This window comes from Bacillus sp. UNCCL81, assembly GCF_900112535.1.
Classification (GTDB): domain Bacteria; phylum Bacillota; class Bacilli; order Bacillales; family Bacillaceae_G; genus Gottfriedia; species Gottfriedia luciferensis_B.
Map to the genome: position 1 here is coordinate 422,258 of NZ_FOMF01000005.1, position 20,643 is coordinate 442,900.

A 20,643-nucleotide genomic window follows, 5' to 3' on the forward strand; every position below is an offset into this window, starting at 1 on the left:
AAAAATAACCCTTAGCAAAAAAATTGCTAAGGGTTATTTTTTGTTTTTCATGGTTCCGCTTTTAGTTTTTTCTGTAATTTTTTCTCACTAAAGATCCAGCCAGTGAATGAACTAATAATATTATGTTCATAGTCAAATTTGACTACTGCAACAAATGGGTAGTATGTTTCAGTCCTGTACCTTAAATCGATTAATCTTAATTCTTTATGGTCGTCATGTCCAATCAATTCCCAAATATAAACTGGTGAAAATGCCAGGAATGATTTAACGTTTTCATCCTTAAAGGCTGCTTTTACGTCTTCAATTACTGGTAACGGGATCCTTTTAAATACGTCGTGGATTTTAAAGATTCTTTTCTTTATTTTACCAACGTAATGATGAGAATCTGTACTTGCTACAATATGATAATGAGTGTATTTTATAGAAGGTGAAACATAGACACGTTTTACATCCGGCAATTTTTTTGTGACTGTTTGAATCACGATTTGTTTTTGTCGATATCTAAACGCATAGTAAAAAATCATAATGAAATAGAGCATGACACAGATCGGACCGGCTCTAAAATGAAAAATAACAAAAGGAACTCCAACTAAATGGATTGCAAAAATAATTGGATCGAAAGTATTTATGATACCAAAAGCAATCCAGCGTTTTGAAAAAGGCCTTAGTGCTTGGGTTCCATAAGCATTAAATAAATCAACAAATACGTGTACACTTACTGCTAGGAAAGACCAAAATAAATAGAGTCCAAAGTGTTCTCTATTATTAAATAATGTCATAATGGCAGAAAGTGATAATGTCCATAAAATGACTGCTGGAATTGAATGCGTAATTCCACGATGATGTTTTAAATATTTTGCGTTATTTCTTAATTTTAATATCGTGTCACTGTCTGGTAATTGTGATCCGATGATTGTTGTTAATAAGAGTGAGTTTGTCAAATGTGGGTCATGTAGGACAATTGGACTCAGGGTTGCTAATCCGCCAAGTGTAAATCCCATTACAAGATGAGTACCAGTATCCATGTAGTTCCTCCCTTTACTTACCCTTTTAAATTTTATAGTATTGACTATTAACAAAAACATATAGATGTTACAGAAAGGTATAAGTTATGAATAATGATTTAAATACGACATTAGAAGTTTTCCCCAAAAATGACTTTAAAAATAATTTAGTTAATTGGTTTTTAGCAGAACAAAGAGATTTACCTTGGAGAAAGAATAAAGACCCATATCGAGTATGGGTTTCAGAAATAATGCTTCAGCAAACACGTGTAGATACAGTAATCCCTTTTTATAATAAGTTTATGCAAAATTTCCCTACTATTGCTGACTTGGCGAATGCCGAGGAAGAAAAAGTACTAAAAGCATGGGAAGGACTTGGTTATTATTCTAGAGCTAGAAATTTACAATCGGCTGTCCGAGAAGTCCATGAAGAGTATTCAGGTAAAGTGCCAAATACGCCAGAATTAATAAGTAAATTAAAAGGTGTAGGACCTTATACTGCTGGAGCGATCCTTAGTATTGCATACGGTAAACCAGAGCCAGCCGTTGATGGGAATGTAATGAGGGTATTATCTAGAATATTAACAATTTGGGAAGACATTGGTGTACCGAAAAATCGGAAAGTTTTTGAACAAGCTGTAAGAGCTTTAATTAGTCATGAAGATCCGTCTTCTTTTAATCAAGGTTTAATGGAGCTTGGTGCATTAATTTGTACACCAACAAATCCTGCATGTTTATTATGTCCTGTGAGAGAACAATGTTTAGCTTTTGAAACTGGAGTTGTGACTGATTTACCTATAAAAAGTAAAAAGAAGGCACCAAAACCAATTAATTTAGCAGTTGGTGTCATTAAGAATAGAAAAAATCAATATTTAATTCAACAAAGACCTTCTAGTGGATTACTTGCTAATATGTGGGAGTTTCCAACTGCTGAATTGCAATCAACGATGTTATCTAAAAGTGATACACTTAGCTTTTTCTTAAATCAAGAATCTCAATTAGTAGTTGAAGGATTATCTTATCAATTTAATATTGAGCATGTTTTTTCACATCTTGTATGGAAAATGGAAGTATATGTTGGAGATGTAATTAATGAGGGTAAATTAACAAGTAATCAAAAATGGGTAACATTAGATGAGTGTAAAGAGCTCCCGTTTCCGGTAGTTCATCAAAAAATTTATCAGCAAATCGAAAAGCTTCAGTAATGAAACAAAGAACCCCAACAAAGAGTTGGGGTTCTTGTGGTTTAAGAGTGATTTTAGTCAAAAGTAGGGCGAGTACCACTAGTCCAGTCTGCTTCATTTCTATGAAGACCACCACGTGATTCAATTTCTTTTATGATTTCTTTTTGCATTGTGCTACCTTCGATGTTTAAATAACCAGTAATTTGCTGAAACGAATGATGATAGTATTCCAATTCACTATCTTTCCAATGAGTTTTTGGAGTCATAGATAATTCTGAAAGATCTCTGCCAACGTACATAATAAGCCTCCTTTAAATTTCTTCTCATAGTTTTCCACTCGAACAGTTCATTAAACAAAAAAATAAAGTAAAGTTTTTTACATATTACTCCGATTAATGGACATCATATTATTCGTGGAGGTGATAAATCATGAACAACAACAATCAATTCAATGCTGGAAAAACAGCATCTGGAACTAACATTGGCAAAGTAAAACAACAAAACCAAAGTTTTGGACAAGAGTTTTCAAGTGAAACTGATGTTCAAGCAGTTAGAGGAGCTAATGCACAATCTACTCAAAAAGCTGCATCTAAAAACTTTGGACAACAAAACCAAAGTTTTGGACAAGAGTTTGCAAGTGAAACTGATGTTCAAGCTGTGAGAGAAGCAAATGCAAAATCTGCACAAAGATCTTCTTCTAGCAACTTTGGACAACAAAACCAACAATAATAACCTAAAAGAAACTTACTAGAAGTGCGCTGTTGATGAGAGTAGTGAGTAAAGTAATTTACTTTCTATATTCATCTTCCTGTCTGATGAGAGATCATGCAGTCTAGTTGTTATAAAGAACGTTCAAAAAGAGCACCCTTATATTAAGGGTGCTCTTTTACCTTCGTGTATTTATGCCCAACATTTAAAATCTACATAGAATTATTAATTTCTTCTCAATAGTCAAATATCGTCAAATGTAGTCAAAGGGATTATGTTAGTTTTCAAGAAATAGTGTAATAATGAAATAAGGATGGTGAATGGTATGCAAGTATTCGATGAATTGGTAAGTCGTCAGCTTGAAACAATGGATCAGTTAATAAAGATTCAAGAAGAAATTGAACGATGTCAAGAAATTGAAAACCAACTATTTGAATTAGAGGATTTGTCAAAATTGTCTTCTATCCAAGATGAAATACATATAATGAGATCTGAATTAAAAGCTATCCAAGACACCTTTCTAATACAAACACAGCAAATAATTAAATCTTTCTCAGATGAGAGGAAAATTGCATTAAAATAAAAAAACAATGGGTCATTTTACCAAATTAACCTCCCTTTTGTTTAAAAATGGATAAGAACTAGTTATAATAGAAGTGTAAAGTATAAATAAAGTGTTGAAATGCGTCCACACTAGAAAGAAGGGAGAAACAATGAACGTTCCCAAACCAGGAGAAAAAATACAGATACATAGTTACAAACATAATGGACATATTCATCGTATATGGGAAGAGACAACCATTTTAAAAGGGACGCAGCAGTTAGTAATTGGCGCAAATGATCGCACGCTTGTAACTGAATCGGACGGTAGAACATGGGTTACACGAGAGCCAGCAATTTGTTACTTTGATATGGATTATTGGTTTAATGTCATTGGAATGATTAGAGAAGATGGAGTTTACTATTACTGTAATATTAGCTCACCATTTGTCTATGAAGATGGTGCCATTAAGTATATTGACTATGATCTAGATATTAAAGTTTTTCCAGACATGACTTACGTGCTGTTAGATGAAGATGAATATGAGAATCATCGACAAATAATGAATTATCCTCCTATTATTGACCCAATCTTAAAAAAGAACTTAGGTTATTTAAAGGAATTAATTCATCAACGAAAAGGGCCGTTTGCTACCGATTTTATTGATAATTGGTATGAACGATTCTTAATGTATCGTGATTAATCGAAACTGTTGAGCGGACTAAGTCTTTTTGAGAATTAATCATCTCAAAGAGATTGCTCAACAGTTTCTTTTTGAATGATATGAAAGGATGAAAATATGGGAAGTATTAAACGTTATTTAAAATTTGTTAAACCATATCGATTTCATATTTTTATAACGATTGCTGTCGGTATCGTTAAATTTGGAATCCCATTAATATTACCGTTTTTATTAAAATATGTAGTTGATAATATCATTAATTCATCATTACCAATTGCAACTAAAAGTTCACATCTTATTTACATTATGTTAATTGCATTTGGAATTTTTGTTATTGTAAGACCACCTATTGAGTATTTCAGACAGTATTATGCTCAATATATCGGTAGTCGAATTTTATTTGACATTAGAGATCATTTATTTAAACATTTACAAAAACTCAGCTTAAGATATTATGCTAATGCAAAGACAGGTGAAGTCATTTCACGAGTAATAAATGATGTTGAATCGACTAAAGACTTTGTTATTACTGGGTTAATGAATGTTTGGTTAGACTTAATTACAATCTTAATTACAGTAACAATCATGTTAACAATGGATGTAAAGTTAACGCTTGTATCATTAATCGTGCTGCCATTTTATACATTAGCAGTAAAGTACTTTTTCGGTCGACTTCGATTTTTGACTCGTCAAAGATCTCAAGCTTTAGCTGTTTTACAAGGATTCTTAACAGAAAGAATTCAGGGAATGCAAGTAACACGTAGTTTTGCATTAGAAGATTATGAAAGCGGACTATTTAAAGAAAAAAATGGTGAGTTTTTAGATCGTGCTCTTAAACATACAGGCTGGAATGCGAGTACGTTTACAATTATAAATACATTAACTGATATTGGACCATTATTAATTATCGGATTCTCTGCATATCAAGTTATCCATGGTCACTTAACACTTGGAGAGATGGTAGCGTTCGTTGGATATATTGATCGTTTATATGATCCGCTTAGAAGATTAGCGAATTCTTCAACAGCATTAACACAATCATTTGCATCGATGGACCGTGTCTTTGAATTAATGGATGAAAAGTATGACATCGTTAATAGGGAAAATCCAATTTATGCAAAGAAGTTAGATGGTCAAATACACTTTAATCACGTATCTTTTCAATATAATGCCGTTGATGATGAGGTCATTCAAGATGTAACTTTTCAAATTGAACCTGGTCAAAAGATTGCATTGGTTGGATCGAGTGGTGGAGGAAAATCTTCGTTAGTTAGTTTAATACCACGTTTTTATGACGTAACAAAAGGGTCTATTAAAATTGATGGTGTCGACATAAGGGATTTTGATTTAAAAAGTATGCGTGAAAAAATCGGTATCGTTTTACAAGACAATTTTCTATTTAGTGATACTGTAAAATCGAATATTCATTATGGGAATCCGAGTGCTAGTGAAGAAGAAATTATTGCAGCTGCCAAAGCAGCCAATGCACATGATTTTATCATGAGTTTACCAGATGGATATGACACGCTTGTTGGGGAAAGAGGAGTAAAGCTTTCTGGTGGTCAAAAACAACGTGTAGCTATTGCCCGTGTATTTTTAAGAAATCCTTCCATTCTAATATTTGATGAAGCTACTTCAGCTCTTGATTTAGAAAATGAAAGGTATATCCAAGACGCAATTCAAGAACTAGCAAAGAACCGTACAACAATATTTATTGCACATAGATTATCTACCATTACACATGTGGATAAAATCGTTTATATTGATCAAGGTCATATTGTCGAAATTGGTTCTCATGAGGAATTAATGGCTAAAAAAGAAGCTTACTATCATTTGTTTGAAATTCAAAATTTAGAAACTAGCTCGAGTTCGGTATAGAAGATTAGTTAGCACAAAGAAATTCTTTGTGCTTTTTTTTATTTGAAGCTGTGTAAATACATTTTGTAAGAAGAAGTGTATTGACGAATTAAATCTGTACTGCAAATTAGTGTGAGAAGATCGCAAACTGTGAATATGTGAATAATTGAAGTTAAAGTGTAAATTAAACAACGAACAGCAATTAAAATGCGGAAATAGCAAATAAAATTGGCAGAACTGCAATTAAAGTTTCAAGAATCGCAAATACGATTATAAATTACCTATACCGGTTATCGTATTCCCACAGAATAATCGCCCGAAAATAGATACTCTCTGCAGGAAACGAGCAATATCACTCTAAATTCCGTCCATTTGATCTGAAAATGGATAAAAATCGGCAATTTATCATGGCAAGGATTGAAAAAATCAACATCAAATATAGGACCCCGTTGAGATACCCCACTTACTTTGATTCAAACCCAAAATAAAAAGCCTCCACAATTGGAGGCTTTACATTGTTTCAACCTGTTCAACTTGAACTTGGTATTCTTTGTGATAAGTTTGATGGCTATCAACGAGTGTATTTAAATGCTCAACATTTTCACTATATTCTAAAATGGCAGATACTACTTGGAATAAATGCAACCATGTTTTTTGTTTCTCTTCGTCATTAAGATCATGGTGGTCCAAGAATGCCTTTGTTAATTTATCTTTTAAAATATTTTCTTCTCTATGAAGTGGGGAGGTTTGATCACAGTTTACTTTCCCAATTAATTTCATTAATGCATGCTCATGGTATTGCATTAAGCATGTTAGTTCATTTTTAATTAAATCTTGGAACTCTTTCGGAGATGCATTAATTTCATATTCTAATCGGTTTAAAGCTTTTAACGTATCAAATGCGTTATCGGCTGTGACAAGCATTTGTCTAAACAATACGATTTTACGAGATTTTTCATGCTCTTTTTTCTTACGACCAACAAGAATGATTCGGTCTTCTTTGTATAAGCGATATATTTTCGTAACATTTCTCATGATTTCTTTTAATTGATAAATTTCATCTTTTAATCCATTATGGCTAACAGTTTTGTGTAGAGCCATCATCATTAATTTATTTGTTTGTTCAGTGATCGAAATCATGCCACGAGATAATTTTTTTTCATAATTTGGAGGCATTAAGAAAATATTTACAAATGATGCAGCTAAAACACCAATTGTTACTGCCAAAATACGATCGAAAGTAAAAATGGCAAAGTGTTCGGTACTTGTACTTACCTCCATAATAACGACAACAGTAACTAATGTTGTAGCAATTGTATTTTCGAGTTTTAGTTTTAATGTAATGATAATCACGAGAATACATGTAAATCCTATAATGACTGGATTATTCCCTAGAGTAATCACTGCAATAATTGCCAGTATCGCACCAATCAAGTTAGCTTGAAGTTGTTCAATTAACGACTTATATGATTGGTTTACTGATGATTTTAATGCCGAAATAGCAGAGATACCTGCAATCGAAGCTGTTGATAAATCAAAAAACATCGCGCTATAAATGGCGAGCGTAATAGCTATACCAGTTTTTAGAACACGCGCTCCTAATCTCATTGTATTACTCCTTTTTGTTTGTCTAGCTTAATGCTTGTAATGAAATATGAACGTTTAACTATATTACTACTAATCTACTATTTATTACATCGAGTGTTTTTCAAAATTACTTCAGTTAAAAGTAACTTTTACTTTTTCTCATGTAACATCCTGTAACTATACAATGAACTACACGCATTATCAATACAATTTTTTAATAAATTATGTTAAATATATGAATGAGAAAAAAGATTAAATTATTAGTTAAATTAAAAGATTTCGAACTTAAAAATGAAAGGGTTTTACTATTAAAAAGGTGGTAGAGCTATGAAAAATAACCTTGTCAATAAAATACCAAATTTTCGTAAAAGGAGTAGAGTGATGTTGATTTCCACTACAGAATGCTCGCTTTCCATGGGGCGAGATTCTTTAGCCTCCTCGGCAAACCTGCGGGGTCTCAGCCTTCCCGCTAATCCCATAGGAGTCGAGCACCCTTTCGTTCCAATCAACTTATTCATCAAAATAGTCTGCAATAAATCCTAATCAAATAGCCTTTACTTAGCGTAACCTATTGTTGTATATCAAATCAGTTTGTAGGTCAATTAATATCAACCATTAATTAATCTAATCAGTAGAATTTGTTTTTCTAAAAGTTAGATCATAATTTTTAACTTATGAAAAAGACCACTTCTAGTGTTATTGAAATCATAAATTGCTCTAACAGATAACATATAAAACCAATTAATAGATCATAAAAAATGATAATTTCATCAATAAATAAATGTTCAATTCTTGTCCTTTTTTCCTATTACCCATTTTATATTTCAAAACGATGAAAAAAGAAGCGAAAATATTTCGCTTCTTTTTTATAAAATCATTCAGTTGAAACTGATGGATCCGCTTGTTCTTTTTTAGGTTTAATTTGTAAGAAGTTTTGTTCAATGTCGTCTAATAAACTTTGAACGAATTCAGCTTCGTCATGCTGATTATGCTGAGTTAAAAGTGATATATATTTCTCTAACAATTCATTTAGATCGTTTTTACCAGTTTCATCGACTGGTACAATGCTTACACTTGCACCTTTTGCGATTCGATTTTGGTAAGCTTCCTTAGTAAGGCCTAATTCAGATGAGTTTCGAACGTAGATTACTCCGCCAGTCATGCCCGCACACATCCATGGACCTGGATCTCCTAAAACAACTGCACGACCACCAGTCATATATTCAAAAGCAAAACCGTTTATATTTGCTTTTGCACCAAGGCGAGTTTTCTGTGAAATAGATTGACTAGAATGGTTACGGCCACCAATTACAACATCTGCTCCTGATAAACGAATGCCTGCTCGCGAGTCAGCGTTACCTTGGATAAAGAATTGTCCTTTTTGTGCTCCATATGCAAAGCATTTTCCGACCGAACCACCAAAGAATTGTCCGTTAGCTCCTACAGCTTTACTAATAAATATCGTTCCACCAAAAGCAGTTTTCGCAACACCATCTTGAGCTCCGCCTTGAACGAATATAGAATAATCTTCTACTGTATAGGTTCCTAATCCATTTCCAGGAATGGATTGATCCTCGAAGCTAATCTCGACAGGGGAAGCTACACCTTGCGTTTGTTTTTTTACTACTAGGTCATGGATTAATAAACTGCCAGCATGGCGATATTCATTGTCAACCTTTGCATAAACCCCAACGTCATTACTTTGAAGTACTTTAGCAGATTCTCCATTCGAAAGTACATATTCTTTATCCTCAATTTTATTAGTAGATAATAAATTAGTTAAACTTAGCGTATCTAAAAATCTTGTTTGTTTTAAGAATTCAGTTTTACCAACAAGCTCTTGAGCATTTTTTACTCCTAATGAACCAACAATCACTTGCAATTCATCTTTGAATGCAGTGAAGAATTGTACTAAATTTGTTACTGCTGTTTCTAGTTGTCTAGGTGTGAATTTTCTTAAACCGTGACGCATTGCTTCAATTTCTGACTCGATTTGTGTTGCAATACCAACGTGGCATGTATCTAAATGACAACCACGACATGTTGTACAACCGATTGCAATCATTGATAAAGTTCCAAATCCGATTCGGTTTGCACCTAAAATCATCATTTTTACTACATCATTTACGCTTTTCATTCCGCCATCTGCCCAAATCTCAACAGAATTACGTAAACCAGATTCTAGTAGTGCATTGTGGGCTGCACGAACACCAATTTCAACTGGTAAACCTACATTTTGAATTGCATGAACACGGGCAGCACCAGTTCCTCCATCAAAACCGCTAATATTGATAAAGTTTGCACCCGCTTTTGCAATACCAACAGCTATTGTGCCGATATTAGGAACAACAGGGACTTTTACAGCAACTTTTGCTTTTGGATTAACAGCTTTAATTTCACTAATCATTTGAGCTAAATCTTCAATTGAATAAATATCATGATTATTTGAAGGTGATATTAAATCAGAACCAAGTGTTGCATTTCTCGTTTCCGCAATTTTTTGTGTAACCTTTGAAGCTGGTAAATGGCCACCTTCACCAGGTTTTGCACCTTGACCAATTTTAATCTCAATTAAGTTAGAAGAGTGAAGTAAGTTAGCATTAACTCCGAATCGCCCTGAAGCAATTTGCTGTCCACGAGTGTTTGGATATTTTCCAATCATATCTTGGATTTCTCCACCTTCACCATTTAAGCTAATCATATTCAGTCGATTTGCACCTTCAGCATATGCTCTAAAAGCAACTTCATTTTGAGATCCGAATGACATAGAACTGATAATAAATGGTAGTGAGTGAGTGCCTATTTCTAATGAAACTTGACTTGAATCAACTGGTTTTCTACTCTCAACTAGAGAAAGCGCATGACGTACTGTAGTTGGTCGCTCTTCTTCAATTTGATTTAATTTTTGACGGTATGTTTCATAACTACCTGTTTGTGCCGTTTCTCCAATAGCTTTCCAAATTCGAGGGAATACATGGAAAGATTTTGGCATAGCTGCGTTATTTGCGTTGTAATCTTCAAAACGTTTTTTCGAATCAGCCTCTAATAATTTGAAACCTGAAACTGTTTGATCTCCGAAGAAGTTTATAATTCCTAAAGACGAAGCGATATCTTCTTGTAATCCAATGCTACTGAACATTTTTGCATAGCCTCGTAGCTCATGCATACCTATTGTTGATATTACTTTTTCGATTCCTTTATTTAAAACATCATAAAGTTTTACTATTTTTTCAGGAGCTTCCAATTCTGAAATAGTTCCAAAAAGGAAATGAGGATTAATTGCATCTGCTCCTAAACCTTTCATTACCATTAAATCGTGAAGATTACGGACAGCAGCTGTCTTTAAGACAATCGAACAGTTTCTTCTTAATTTAGCATTCACAAGTCCATTATGGATTATTGCTGTAATAAGGGCCGGATCAATCCAGTATTGATTATTTTTATGAGCTTCATCATCTGTAATAACAATACATTCTGCACCATTTTTTACAGCTTCTACTGCTTCGTATTTATATTGGGACAATGTTTCTTCTAAAGGTAAATTAGAAAATGTACTTTGAATTGTATAAAGTTTATTTTCCAATTGATATAGATTTAGAATTTCTTCATACGTAAGTTGTTGACGATTAGCTTTTAGCGTATTTCCTACAAAACCATCACCTAATATCGGAGAAGGGAGTTGAAAAACAATTCCTGAATCATTCTTTGAAATGGATGGCCTTTTTCCTAATATGACAGAAATAGAGAAATGCTCTGTTTCACGATCGCGATCGATCGCAGGGTTCGTTACTACTGCGACTGTTTCTTTCATAAAGTCAGAAAGATTTTTTCTAGTTTCATCTAAACATGCTAGTGGTGCGTCATGCCCTAATGAACGAATAGGTTCTGCACCTTTTTCGGCCATTTGTTCAACTAACTGGATTTGTTCCTTTTGCCATCCAAAAGCTCCATATTCAAACGGATGAATTGAAGGAGGTGAGTGTTCCACGTAATCAGCTGAATTAGCTTCTTTATTTGCTAGATTCATTGTTAATTTTTCGTTTAATTTCGTTGTAACGAAATGCGTTAATTCACGGTGTGTTAATAGTTGAGCACGGTCTTTTAGTAAATTAATACCGACTTTTTCTCCAGGTGAAAGAGCATGTGGCTCGGCTATAAATAATTCTGGAGAAAGGATGCCTTGCTCGGATGAAAATACATAATAATCATTTGTTTCAAGTAACCAAACAGGACGTAAACCTAAAGCGTCCACACTAGCAACAAATTCATTTCCTTCTCTTGTAAGTACACCTGCTGGACCTTGACAATATGGTCCAAATGTACTTCGAATCGTATTGTAAATGGTGTTTACTTCTGGATCTGATTCATATTCTGCAGGTACAGGTGGGAATAACAGTTCCATTGCTTCTTTTAATGAGTAGTTATATTTATGAATAAGCGTCTCAAGTGTTATATTTACATCTTGTGAATCACTATTTCCATGCTTAATATTTGCGCCAATTTGTTTTGCTTCAATTCTTAATTGTTCGATTGTATTAATTTCTCCATTATGAGCTAGCATGCTAAATGGTTGAACTCTTGAAAACGAAGAAGATGTGTTTGTTGAGTATCGATTATGACCTACCACAACAGATGATTGGAAATTAGGGTGCTGTAAATCTGAATAGTATGACAATAAAGTATCGATTGTTCCCATTACTTTATAAACACAAGTTGATTGACTAAGAGAGACAACAGTTACATTTGTTTTTTTGCTAATAATATTTGTTAAATCAAATAGGGTTGTGCTTTGGTGATTTGTAATTGGGAGTAAAGCTACTTGTAAGAACTCAGGTTCTACTGCTTGAGCGATCGGACCAAGTGCTGAAGTAAAGGTTTGATTACAACTATGATATAAAGTTTCATAACCATTTTCCTCAAAAATTTGAAGCAAAGTTTGTATTTCTGATTTTTCATCTAAGAAGAAATGTCCTACTGTAAATGAAGGGTGTGAAACAACTTCAGGACTAATTCCTACAGATGTAAGTTTTTCTTGCCAAAGCAGAGTAGGTATGTCAGTCTGAATTCCGACACCATCACCTTCACCGTTTGTAAATCCCGCTCGATGATTCATCTTTCGTAAACTTTCGGCAGCAATATCGATCGTATCTCTTGTTTGAGTTATTGAACGATTGATAAAGGCTACGATCCCACATGCATCATGTTCGTTATTGTAATAATCTCTAAATAAACCTGGTGACCATTCTGTTTTCGTTTGAAATTTCATTTAACTACCTCCTAATTTATGGTAAAAAAATTGATTATTCAGAATTAACTATGTATGAATAGAGGTCACTTCAAGTTGTAGTGACCTCAGATATATCATAGTTTAATCGTAGATAATTTTAGGAACGCGTTTCCAACAGCGTTAATAGTTTGATGAACATCTTGTTCAGTATGAGCTGTAGTTAAGAACCAAGCTTCGTATTTCGATGGCGCTAGATTAATACCTTCTTCTAAAAGAAGTTTAAAAAATCTACCGAAAACTTCTCCATCTGATTCTTTTGCTTCTTCATAATTCGTTACTTCGTCAACGTTGAAATAGACAGTTAAGGCACCTTTTAAGCGGTTGATTTTTATATGGATGTTGTGCTCATCTGCTTTTTCCTGAATACCTTTTTCAAGAATTGCACCTAGACGATCTAATTCTTCATAGACACCTTCTTGTTGTAATACTTCAAGACATGCAATTCCAGCTGCAATTGATGCTGGATTACCTGCCATCGTACCAGCTTGATATGCAGGACCAAGTGGGGCAACTGTTTCCATAATTTCTTTTTTACCACCATAAGCTCCAATCGGTAATCCACCGCCTATAATCTTGCCAAGAGCTGTTAAGTCTGGTTCAATTCCTAATAAATTTTGTGCTCCACCATACATAAATCTGAAGGCAGTAATCACTTCATCATAAATGACTAATGCACCATGGTTGTGCGTAATGTCATTTACAGCTTCTAAAAATCCTTCTTTTGGTTCAACGATTCCGAAGTTACCGACGATTGGCTCAACAAGAACACCAGCTACTTCATGACCCCACTTTTCCATTGTTTCTGCATATGCCTCAATGTCATTAAATGGAACTGTAATCACTTCATTAGCTATGCTTTGTGGTACACCAGCGGAATCAGGAGTACCAAGAGTAGATGGTCCAGAACCTGCAGCAACTAGTACTAAATCTGAATGACCGTGATAGCATCCAGCAAATTTAACGATTTTAGTGCGACCAGTGTATGCTCTCGCTACACGAATAGTTGTCATTACGGACTCAGTACCTGAATTTGTAAATCTGACTTTATCCATACTAGGAATCGCTTCTTTTAGCATTTTGGCAAATTGTACTTCAAGTTCATGAGGAGTACCGTAAAGGACACCATTTTCTGCTGCTTTTGTGATTGCAGCTGTGATATGAGGGTGAGCGTGGCCAGTAATAATAGGACCGTATGCTGCTAAATAATCTATATATTGATTGCCATCAACATCCCAAAAATATGCGCCTTTTGCACGCTTCATTGTGACAGGAGCTCCGCCACCAACTGCTTTAAACGATCTTGAAGGACTGTTTACTCCTCCAACGATGTGTTCTAAAGCTTCATTATGTATTTCAATTGATTTTTGATTATTCATGGAGTACCTCCCATTATTGATAAAAAAATGAAAGAATTTAACCGGCATCTTTACATTATTTATGTGGTTAAATTACATTCTAGCACGAAATTTTAGCGCGTGGTAAATGTAAGCCTTTACAATTTGAAAAGAAATTTGAACATTTTGTAGAATCGATATTTTTCACAAAAATAGTACGAAAAAAATTGGAAACTACTTTTTAGTACTTTTTTATTGTACTTAGTTCTTATTTCAAATACACTAAGCGACGGAATAAAAAATGGAGGAAGTCTTATGGAAAACATAATCGAAGTTCAAAACTTACACAAAGAATTTAAAACTTTCTTGAGTCGCTCTGGTGTAAAAGGTGCATTTAGAGATTTGTTTACAAGAAACTATAGAACAAAAACAGCCGTTAATAATATAAGCTTTTCTGTGAAAAAAGGTGAAATGATGGCTTATATCGGGGAGAATGGTGCAGGGAAGTCGACTACAATTAAAATGTTGACGGGAATACTAACGCCTACTTCTGGAGATGTAACAGTTAATGGTTATCACCCTCAAAAAGATCGAGAGCGGTTTGTTAAATCAATAGGTGTCGTATTTGGGCAAAGATCTCAATTATGGTGGGATATTGCAGTACAAGAATCATTTCGATTACTAAAAAAGGTTTATCAAGTACCAGATAAGCAATACGAAGAACATATGGGATATATTATTAAGACTTTGGATATTGAGCCTTTATTAGATCAACCTGTAAGAAAGTTATCTTTAGGTCAAAGAATGAGATGTGAATTAGCAGCTGCTTTAATTCATAATCCACCCTTATTATTTTTAGATGAGCCAACAATTGGATTAGATGTATTAGTAAAATTAAAAATTCGCGAGTTTTTAAAAGAGTTAAACCAAAAATATGGCACAACAATTCTTTTAACAACCCATGATATTTCTGATATTGAGGCATTATGTGATCGAGTAGTTATGTTAGATGAAGGAAAAATCATTTATGATGGAAAACTTGAACAGTTAAAAGGTCAATGGGGCGAAGAGAAAGAAATTCAATTCCAGTTTATTAAACCAGTAAATCATACTACATTAAATGAATTGATCGGACGAACGGATGTAAAATGGAAGGAAGAAGAAGGCGAAAATATTTGGAGTGTTACATTACCGAATGATGAAACACTTATTTCTATGATTATTGCAAAAGTAGTTCAGTCAAATCCTGTTAAAGATATGAAGATGTTAGAGATTTCTACAGAAGAAATTATACGAAACATCTACCAAGAAGGTATAAGTAATGAGTAAGTATATTGAAATCATTCGAATCCGTTTTTTAATGATGTTAGCGTATCGTACTAATTATTATACCGGGATTGTTATTTATACAATTAATATAGGTGCTTATTTCTTTTTATGGAAAGCGATCTACGGTCACCAAGGGTCAATTCAAGGTGTTTCAGTTAACCAGATGACTACTTATGTAGCGATTGCTTGGATGGCAAGGGCGTTTTATTTTAATAATCTTGACCGTGAAATTGCTGAAGAAATTGTAGAAGGTAAAGTAGCAATAGAACTTATTAGACCTTATAACTATTTACTTACTAAAGTGATGCAAGGATTAGGCGAGGGGATATTCAGATTCTTTTTCTTTTCAATTCCAGGCTTTATTATAGTTGCTTTAATTTTTCGATTAGATGTTTCATTTAATTTAAAAACTTTAGGATTATTTTTGATTGCTTCGATTTTCAGTTTTGCAATTAATACACAATTGAATTTATTAACTGGTTTAATGGCATTCTTCCTTCAAAACAATATGGGATTTATTCAAGCTAAACGTGTCATCATTGATTTATTTTCAGGTTTAACGATTCCGATCACGTTCTTTCCGGTTTGGGCACAAGATGTAATGAAGTACTTACCATTTCAAGGAATCAGCTATATTCCTAGTATGATTTTTGCTCAAGGCATAAAAGGTGAATTGATTTTAAGAGGCCTTTTATTTCAAGTAATTTGGATTATTATTTTATGTATCCCTATTACTCTTATATGGTATAAAGCTAAAAAGCATCTTGTTATACAAGGGGGTTAAAGAATGTTTTATTTAAATATATTTCTTCAATATTCAGGTCAATATTTAAAAACGAAATTACAATATAGAGCAAACTTCTTTTTGTCATTTTTATCAGATTTGATGGCTCAGGCGGTAAATTTAATTTTTATATTACTAGTTTTCAATCATACTTCACTTATTGAAGGATGGAACAGAGACGAAATTGTATTCATTTATGGTTTCTTTTTAGTTCCGTTTGCTCTTTTTGGTTCATTTTTTAATATATGGGATTTTAATGATCGTTACATTGTAAAGGGAGAGTTTGATCGTATTTTAACCCGACCAATTCATAGTCTTTTTCAAGTAGTATTAGAGAAAATGGAGTTAGAATCGTTACTAGGTGCTATTACTGGATTGATTATTATGATCTATGCAGGGTTTAAATTAGGACTTTCAATCACTTGGTATGATCCATTTTTATTTTTATTAATGGCTTTTGGTGGGATGTTTGTTTATGCCGGAATCTTTATTGCTTTAGCAAGTATCGGTTTTTGGTCAGATGCAAGAACGTCTATTATGCCTTTAATGTATAATATAGGAAACTATGGTCGTTATCCGATCAATATTTATCATCCAATTATTCGCTTTGTATTAACATGGATTTTACCATTTGCGTTTGTTGGTGTTTATCCGGCTGCTTATTTTCTACGTAGAAGTGAATGGTATGTCTATTCATTTTTAACGCCTGTTATGGGATTAGTTGTTTTTGTTATTTCTGTTTTAATTTGGAACCAAGGTGTAAAAAAATATAAAGGTGCGGGTAACTAAGCAGTATTCTATTTCAATAGCTTGTTTCATAAATTGAAATGAGGTGATTGGAATGGGAACTGCTTTTTTCTTTTTTATTGCGATCTTTGCAATTTTGTATAGTCTAGTGTATTTATGGAATACTTCAACTACCAAAGTTAATAAAAGTCTTATTTCAATTAATAATTACATTCTTTTATTTTTAATATATGGAACGGTACTTATCGGCTTTAGCGCAGTGTATTTTATACTGGAGCGCGGGCCACATCCAATTTTAATTGAGCATACTATTCCTATTGAAGGGACTAATTACCATATAATGGGGTTATGCTTATATTTTAGCGCAATCACCCTTTTGTCTGTAGGCTATGGGGATATTGTACCAGTAGGGATCGGAAGATGGGTAGCTATGGTTGAAGCGCTCATCGGTTATACGATGCCAGCGGCTTTTGTTTTACAAGTATTTAAAGATGAACGTTAATATTTATGATTAAGGAGATTATTATGACTGTTGAAATTGGAATCAAAGCACCGGAATTTACTTTACCAGCAAGTAATGGAGAAGATGTAACTTTATCAGACTTTAGAGGCAAGAAAGTAGTTCTTTATTTTTACCCAAAGGATATGACACCAGGTTGTACTACGGAAGCTTGTGACTTTAGAGATTCATATGAAAGGTTTATGAATAGTGGAACTGTCATTTTAGGAATAAGTCCTGATCCTATAAAAAGACATGAAAAATTTATAGAAAAACATCAATTACCATTTTTATTACTTTCGGACGAAACAACTGAAGTAGCAAAGTTATATGATGTATGGAAGTTAAAGAATAATTTTGGTAAGGAATATATGGGAATAGAACGTACAACATTTTTAATTGATGAAGAAGGTTGTATCGAAAATGTATGGCAAAAGGTTAGAGTAAAGAATCATGTTGAAGATGTCTATAATGTCATTAGTCGTTCTTAAAATTGTACAAACTATTTGGGGCAATTAACTTGATTTATGTTAGTTTTTTTGAGAAAGAATCGTTTTATCTAAAATAATCGAGCTTTTCGTCTATACCTATATTGCTTTAGAGAATATATTGGAGTATAGGGCATACCTCCTCAGATGATAGCATATTGAAGTGCGAGAGAATTCTCGCACATTTTTTTTGTTTTAGTATATGGAATACAAGCCTTAGTTAATTTTTTTAAGAAATTCTCAAAAAGTTGACAAATATTCTTGCAGTTGAATAAACTAATAATAAGTAATTAATTTTGGTACTATTTTATAGAAACGGGGAGAGCGGCGTTGCATAAGGAAAATATTCAAGATGCAATTTTACATTTAAAGAATAGCGGCGTACGTATTACACCTCAGAGGCATGCAATTATAGAATATTTAATAGGAAGTGGAACACATCCAACTGCTGATGAAATCTATAAAGCACTTGAGGGAAAATTTCCAAATATGAGTGTGGCAACAGTTTACAATAATCTCAGAGTATTACGTGAAGTAGGAATGGTTAAAGAATTAAACTTCGGTGATTCTTCTAGTCGTTTTGATTATATAACAACTGATCATTATCATATTATTTGTGAAAAATGTGGTGAAATGAATGACTTTCATTACGACGGATTAGAAGGAATCAATCTTTATGTTGAAAAGGAAACGGGATTTGAAGTAACTAATCATAGAATGGAAGTATACGGTATTTGTCCTAAATGTAAAGAAAAAACATTATCATAATAAAGCACATTACATAATTGTAATGTGCTTTATTTATTATGCTATTGTTTAGCATCTCGTTTGCTATTATATTTTTCATTAAATTCTTTTCCTTCTAATGAAGGATCTAATGTAAGTGGCTCATTACAATACATACAGATGTCAACTTTACCAAGCATTTTAGTCGTTTTGTTACAATTCGGACAGATGACTTGAATTGTTTTTGTAGACAGCATTCCGATCCAAAAATAAACAACTGTACTACCAATAATGGCTAAAAATCCCACAAGCATAAAGATCGTCATGACAATCTTATGCTCTCTGAAAAATACACCACCATACATAATAATGAAGCCAATAAATAATAATGAAAGTGCAAACGTTCTTATATTATTAATTTTACTACTTTTCTTTTTTGCCACTTTGTCCACCCCATTCATTGTAAATATAGCATAAATGAGATAGGAAATGTTAGTGCTATCATGGAAAACAATTCGAACTTATTTAATGAAATTGATGAATTTTGAATTTAAGCTAAATACAGGACATTCTCACATTAATTAATCGTATGATCGGATGGTACTTGGTTTATCTGATGCTTTTTGTTAGAAAAATGAATTGGGAGATATAAAATCAAAAAATAGGGGATAAGAATTAAGCCTAATACAATTAAGTAATATGGCCATGGTCCAAAAAAGTCTAACAAGTTTGCTCCAGCAGGTTTAACTCCTAAAAATAAGTAGTTTCCTTTTATGACGTAATCCAGTAAGTAAATAGGTATAGCCAATAAAATTAAATAGAGGAAGGACTTTAATAATGAACGGAGAGTTAGAGTATATCCAAAGATAAATGTCATATAACAAATAGAAATAATAATTCCTCCGTGAGTAGTGAAAAATTGTATATATTTAAAATGAGGAAAACTATATTTAATATCTGGAGTAAGTACAGCTTGGATCGCCCCAGCTAATCCCCAAAAATAAATGATCTCATAAACTTTATAATTTTTTGTAATGAGTGTATAACAGCATAGATACATACTTATACCGCATAGTTGTAGAGGTAATGAATCGCCCCAATCCCACTGGTTCGTTTTAATAAGCCATCCATATAATAGAAATTCAACTGTAAGCATAGATCCGATTAATAGAGTGCGGATGAATATATCTACTTTTTTCTTATTGTTTATTAAATTTCTGAAGTAAAACAAACAGATAACTAGGAGGAGAATGATTAATAATGTAAATATATGTTACTTTGAAAACAATACGAAACCATTCATTAATTACACCTCTCTCAAAGCGGATAGATGATATTGAACAATTCGCTACTGTTAGAATCTTTTCATTGTACTTTTTTTAAGTGTATTCAGCTTGTTTGTATTAAAGTATTATGACTTACTATTTATATGTCCAAACACATGTGTATTCTTTTTTAGAAAAGAGTTTTCATCTTTTTTGAAAAAACTTTTTAAAAAGTGTTGACGTTGTGATTTATCGATGTTATATTATTCTATGTCGCCAAGAGACAACGGCGTCGAAAGAAAAAAGATTTAAAAAAATGTTGACAGGCTCTTCTGAGAATGTTAAGATGAAAAAGTCGCTAATGACGCGACAAAGTGAACTTTGAAAACTAAACAAAACATGAAGTAAACGTCAATTATTAGTTTTTTGAGCAATACAAGATTTAAACTTAACTTTTATGGAGAGTTTGATCCTGGCTCAGGACGAACGCTGGCGGCGTGCCTAATACATGCAAGTCGAGCGGACTAATGGGAGCTTGCTCCCGTTAGTTAGCGGCGGACGGGTGAGTAACACGTGGGCAACCTACCTGTAAGACTGGGATAACTTCGGGAAACCGGAGCT

At 33.2% G+C, this 20,643-nt stretch carries 18 protein-coding genes and 1 rRNA gene; 12 read left to right on the plus strand and 7 right to left on the minus strand.

The genetic code is table 11. From position 1 onward, the window contains the following. Window positions 1–47 precede the first annotated feature (47 nt). On the minus strand, window positions 48–1,025 hold the full coding sequence (locus tag BM319_RS13800) for a metal-dependent hydrolase (RefSeq protein ID WP_069035245.1): 978 nt from the start codon (window positions 1,023–1,025) through the stop codon (window positions 48–50). 86 nt (window positions 1,026–1,111) lie between these two features. Here BM319_RS13800 and mutY point away from each other — a divergent pair, with 86 nt between their 5' ends. Beyond that, a complete protein-coding gene (gene mutY / locus BM319_RS13805; protein WP_069035244.1) occupies window positions 1,112–2,209 on the plus strand; it encodes an A/G-specific adenine glycosylase in 1,098 nt (365 codons plus the stop codon). Between the two features lie 53 nt (window positions 2,210–2,262). Here mutY and yfhS read toward each other — a convergent pair whose 3' ends face one another. Beyond that, on the minus strand, window positions 2,263–2,487 hold the full coding sequence (gene yfhS / locus BM319_RS13810) for a mother cell protein YfhS (protein WP_069035243.1): 225 nt from the start codon (window positions 2,485–2,487) through the stop codon (window positions 2,263–2,265). 130 nt (window positions 2,488–2,617) lie between these two features. Between yfhS and BM319_RS13815 the strand changes: the two genes are divergently transcribed. The 4 genes from BM319_RS13815 to BM319_RS13830 all read left to right on the plus strand — a co-directional run bounded on the left by BM319_RS13815 (window position 2,618) and on the right by BM319_RS13830 (window position 5,997). After that, window positions 2,618–2,917: a gamma-type small acid-soluble spore protein gene (locus BM319_RS13815; RefSeq protein ID WP_069035242.1), complete on the plus strand. Its 300-nt coding sequence runs from the start codon at window positions 2,618–2,620 to the stop codon at window positions 2,915–2,917. 304 nt (window positions 2,918–3,221) lie between these two features. Then, window positions 3,222–3,479 carry a YgaB family protein gene (locus tag BM319_RS13820; RefSeq protein WP_025671838.1) on the plus strand — a complete coding sequence of 86 codons (258 nt, stop codon included), beginning with the start codon at window positions 3,222–3,224 and terminating at the stop codon, window positions 3,477–3,479. A gap of 130 nt (window positions 3,480–3,609) precedes the next feature. Beyond that, the gene (ntdP, locus tag BM319_RS13825) at window positions 3,610–4,140 is read left to right on the plus strand and encodes a nucleoside tri-diphosphate phosphatase (protein WP_025671837.1); all 531 of its coding nucleotides are present in this window, start codon (window positions 3,610–3,612) and stop codon (window positions 4,138–4,140) included. A gap of 96 nt (window positions 4,141–4,236) precedes the next feature. Further along, window positions 4,237–5,997, plus strand: coding sequence for an ABC transporter ATP-binding protein (locus BM319_RS13830; RefSeq protein WP_069035241.1), 1,761 nt, complete (start codon window positions 4,237–4,239; stop codon window positions 5,995–5,997). 489 nt (window positions 5,998–6,486) lie between these two features. Here the strand turns inward: BM319_RS13830 and BM319_RS13835 are convergent, their stop codons facing one another. The 3 genes from BM319_RS13835 to BM319_RS13845 all read right to left on the minus strand — a co-directional run bounded on the left by BM319_RS13835 (window position 6,487) and on the right by BM319_RS13845 (window position 14,226). Next, window positions 6,487–7,584, minus strand: a complete 1,098-nt coding sequence (locus BM319_RS13835) for an FUSC family protein (RefSeq protein ID WP_025671835.1) — start codon at window positions 7,582–7,584, stop codon at window positions 6,487–6,489. An 853-nt stretch (window positions 7,585–8,437) separates the two neighbouring features. After that, on the minus strand, window positions 8,438–12,829 hold the full coding sequence (locus tag BM319_RS13840; protein WP_069035239.1) for a glutamate synthase-related protein: 4,392 nt from the start codon (window positions 12,827–12,829) through the stop codon (window positions 8,438–8,440). 95 nt (window positions 12,830–12,924) lie between these two features. Beyond that, entirely contained in the window at window positions 12,925–14,226 is a 1,302-nt protein-coding gene (locus BM319_RS13845; protein WP_091023205.1) for a glutamate-1-semialdehyde 2,1-aminomutase, read from the minus strand. 273 nt (window positions 14,227–14,499) lie between these two features. On the opposite strand from BM319_RS13845, the gene BM319_RS13850 reads away from it, so the two are divergent. From BM319_RS13850 to BM319_RS13875, 6 genes are all read left to right on the plus strand, one after another. Then, window positions 14,500–15,513, plus strand: a complete 1,014-nt coding sequence (locus BM319_RS13850; RefSeq protein WP_069035237.1) for an ABC transporter ATP-binding protein — start codon at window positions 14,500–14,502, stop codon at window positions 15,511–15,513. Next, window positions 15,506–16,297, plus strand: a complete 792-nt coding sequence (locus tag BM319_RS13855) for an ABC transporter permease (protein WP_056468360.1) — start codon at window positions 15,506–15,508, stop codon at window positions 16,295–16,297. The genes BM319_RS13850 and BM319_RS13855 overlap by 8 nt, the downstream gene beginning before the upstream one ends. Before the next feature lie 3 nt (window positions 16,298–16,300). Beyond that, window positions 16,301–17,086: an ABC transporter permease gene (locus BM319_RS13860; RefSeq protein WP_069035236.1), complete on the plus strand. Its 786-nt coding sequence runs from the start codon at window positions 16,301–16,303 to the stop codon at window positions 17,084–17,086. A 52-nt stretch (window positions 17,087–17,138) separates the two neighbouring features. Beyond that, a complete protein-coding gene (locus BM319_RS13865) occupies window positions 17,139–17,546 on the plus strand; it encodes a potassium channel family protein (RefSeq protein WP_069035235.1) in 408 nt (135 codons plus the stop codon). Between the two features lie 23 nt (window positions 17,547–17,569). Next, a complete protein-coding gene (gene bcp, locus BM319_RS13870; RefSeq protein WP_091023207.1) occupies window positions 17,570–18,034 on the plus strand; it encodes a thioredoxin-dependent thiol peroxidase in 465 nt (154 codons plus the stop codon). Between the two features lie 327 nt (window positions 18,035–18,361). Next, on the plus strand, window positions 18,362–18,799 hold the full coding sequence (locus BM319_RS13875; protein ID WP_025672070.1) for a Fur family transcriptional regulator: 438 nt from the start codon (window positions 18,362–18,364) through the stop codon (window positions 18,797–18,799). Between the two features lie 41 nt (window positions 18,800–18,840). Here BM319_RS13875 and BM319_RS13880 read toward each other — a convergent pair whose 3' ends face one another. Together BM319_RS13880 and BM319_RS13885 are read right to left on the minus strand one after the other, a co-directional pair. Then, window positions 18,841–19,200, minus strand: coding sequence for a YgzB family protein (locus BM319_RS13880; protein WP_091023209.1), 360 nt, complete (start codon window positions 19,198–19,200; stop codon window positions 18,841–18,843). Between the two features lie 134 nt (window positions 19,201–19,334). Further along, window positions 19,335–20,027 carry a YwaF family protein gene (locus BM319_RS13885; protein ID WP_091023211.1) on the minus strand — a complete coding sequence of 231 codons (693 nt, stop codon included), beginning with the start codon at window positions 20,025–20,027 and terminating at the stop codon, window positions 19,335–19,337. Between the two features lie 449 nt (window positions 20,028–20,476). Here BM319_RS13885 and BM319_RS13890 point away from each other — a divergent pair. Next, window positions 20,477–20,643, plus strand: a 16S ribosomal RNA gene (locus BM319_RS13890); the annotation flags it as partial.

Bases quoted from the DNA above. Each gene is read 5' to 3' on its own strand.
- BM319_RS13800 (WP_069035245.1), bottom strand. From the start codon at position 1,025: ATGGATACTGGTACTCATCTTGTAATGGGATTTACACTTGGCGGATTA.
- mutY (WP_069035244.1), top strand. From the start codon at position 1,112: ATGAATAATGATTTAAATACGACATTAGAAGTTTTCCCCAAAAATGAC.
- yfhS (WP_069035243.1), bottom strand. From the start codon at position 2,487: ATGTACGTTGGCAGAGATCTTTCAGAATTATCTATGACTCCAAAAACT.
- BM319_RS13815 (WP_069035242.1), top strand. From the start codon at position 2,618: ATGAACAACAACAATCAATTCAATGCTGGAAAAACAGCATCTGGAACT.
- BM319_RS13820 (WP_025671838.1), top strand. From the start codon at position 3,222: ATGCAAGTATTCGATGAATTGGTAAGTCGTCAGCTTGAAACAATGGAT.
- ntdP (WP_025671837.1), top strand. From the start codon at position 3,610: ATGAACGTTCCCAAACCAGGAGAAAAAATACAGATACATAGTTACAAA.
- BM319_RS13830 (WP_069035241.1), top strand. From the start codon at position 4,237: ATGGGAAGTATTAAACGTTATTTAAAATTTGTTAAACCATATCGATTT.
- BM319_RS13835 (WP_025671835.1), bottom strand. From the start codon at position 7,584: ATGAGATTAGGAGCGCGTGTTCTAAAAACTGGTATAGCTATTACGCTC.
- BM319_RS13840 (WP_069035239.1), bottom strand. From the start codon at position 12,829: ATGAAATTTCAAACGAAAACAGAATGGTCACCAGGTTTATTTAGAGAT.
- BM319_RS13845 (WP_091023205.1), bottom strand. From the start codon at position 14,226: ATGAATAATCAAAAATCAATTGAAATACATAATGAAGCTTTAGAACAC.
- BM319_RS13850 (WP_069035237.1), top strand. From the start codon at position 14,500: ATGGAAAACATAATCGAAGTTCAAAACTTACACAAAGAATTTAAAACT.
- BM319_RS13855 (WP_056468360.1), top strand. From the start codon at position 15,506: ATGAGTAAGTATATTGAAATCATTCGAATCCGTTTTTTAATGATGTTA.
- BM319_RS13860 (WP_069035236.1), top strand. From the start codon at position 16,301: ATGTTTTATTTAAATATATTTCTTCAATATTCAGGTCAATATTTAAAA.
- BM319_RS13865 (WP_069035235.1), top strand. From the start codon at position 17,139: ATGGGAACTGCTTTTTTCTTTTTTATTGCGATCTTTGCAATTTTGTAT.
- bcp (WP_091023207.1), top strand. From the start codon at position 17,570: ATGACTGTTGAAATTGGAATCAAAGCACCGGAATTTACTTTACCAGCA.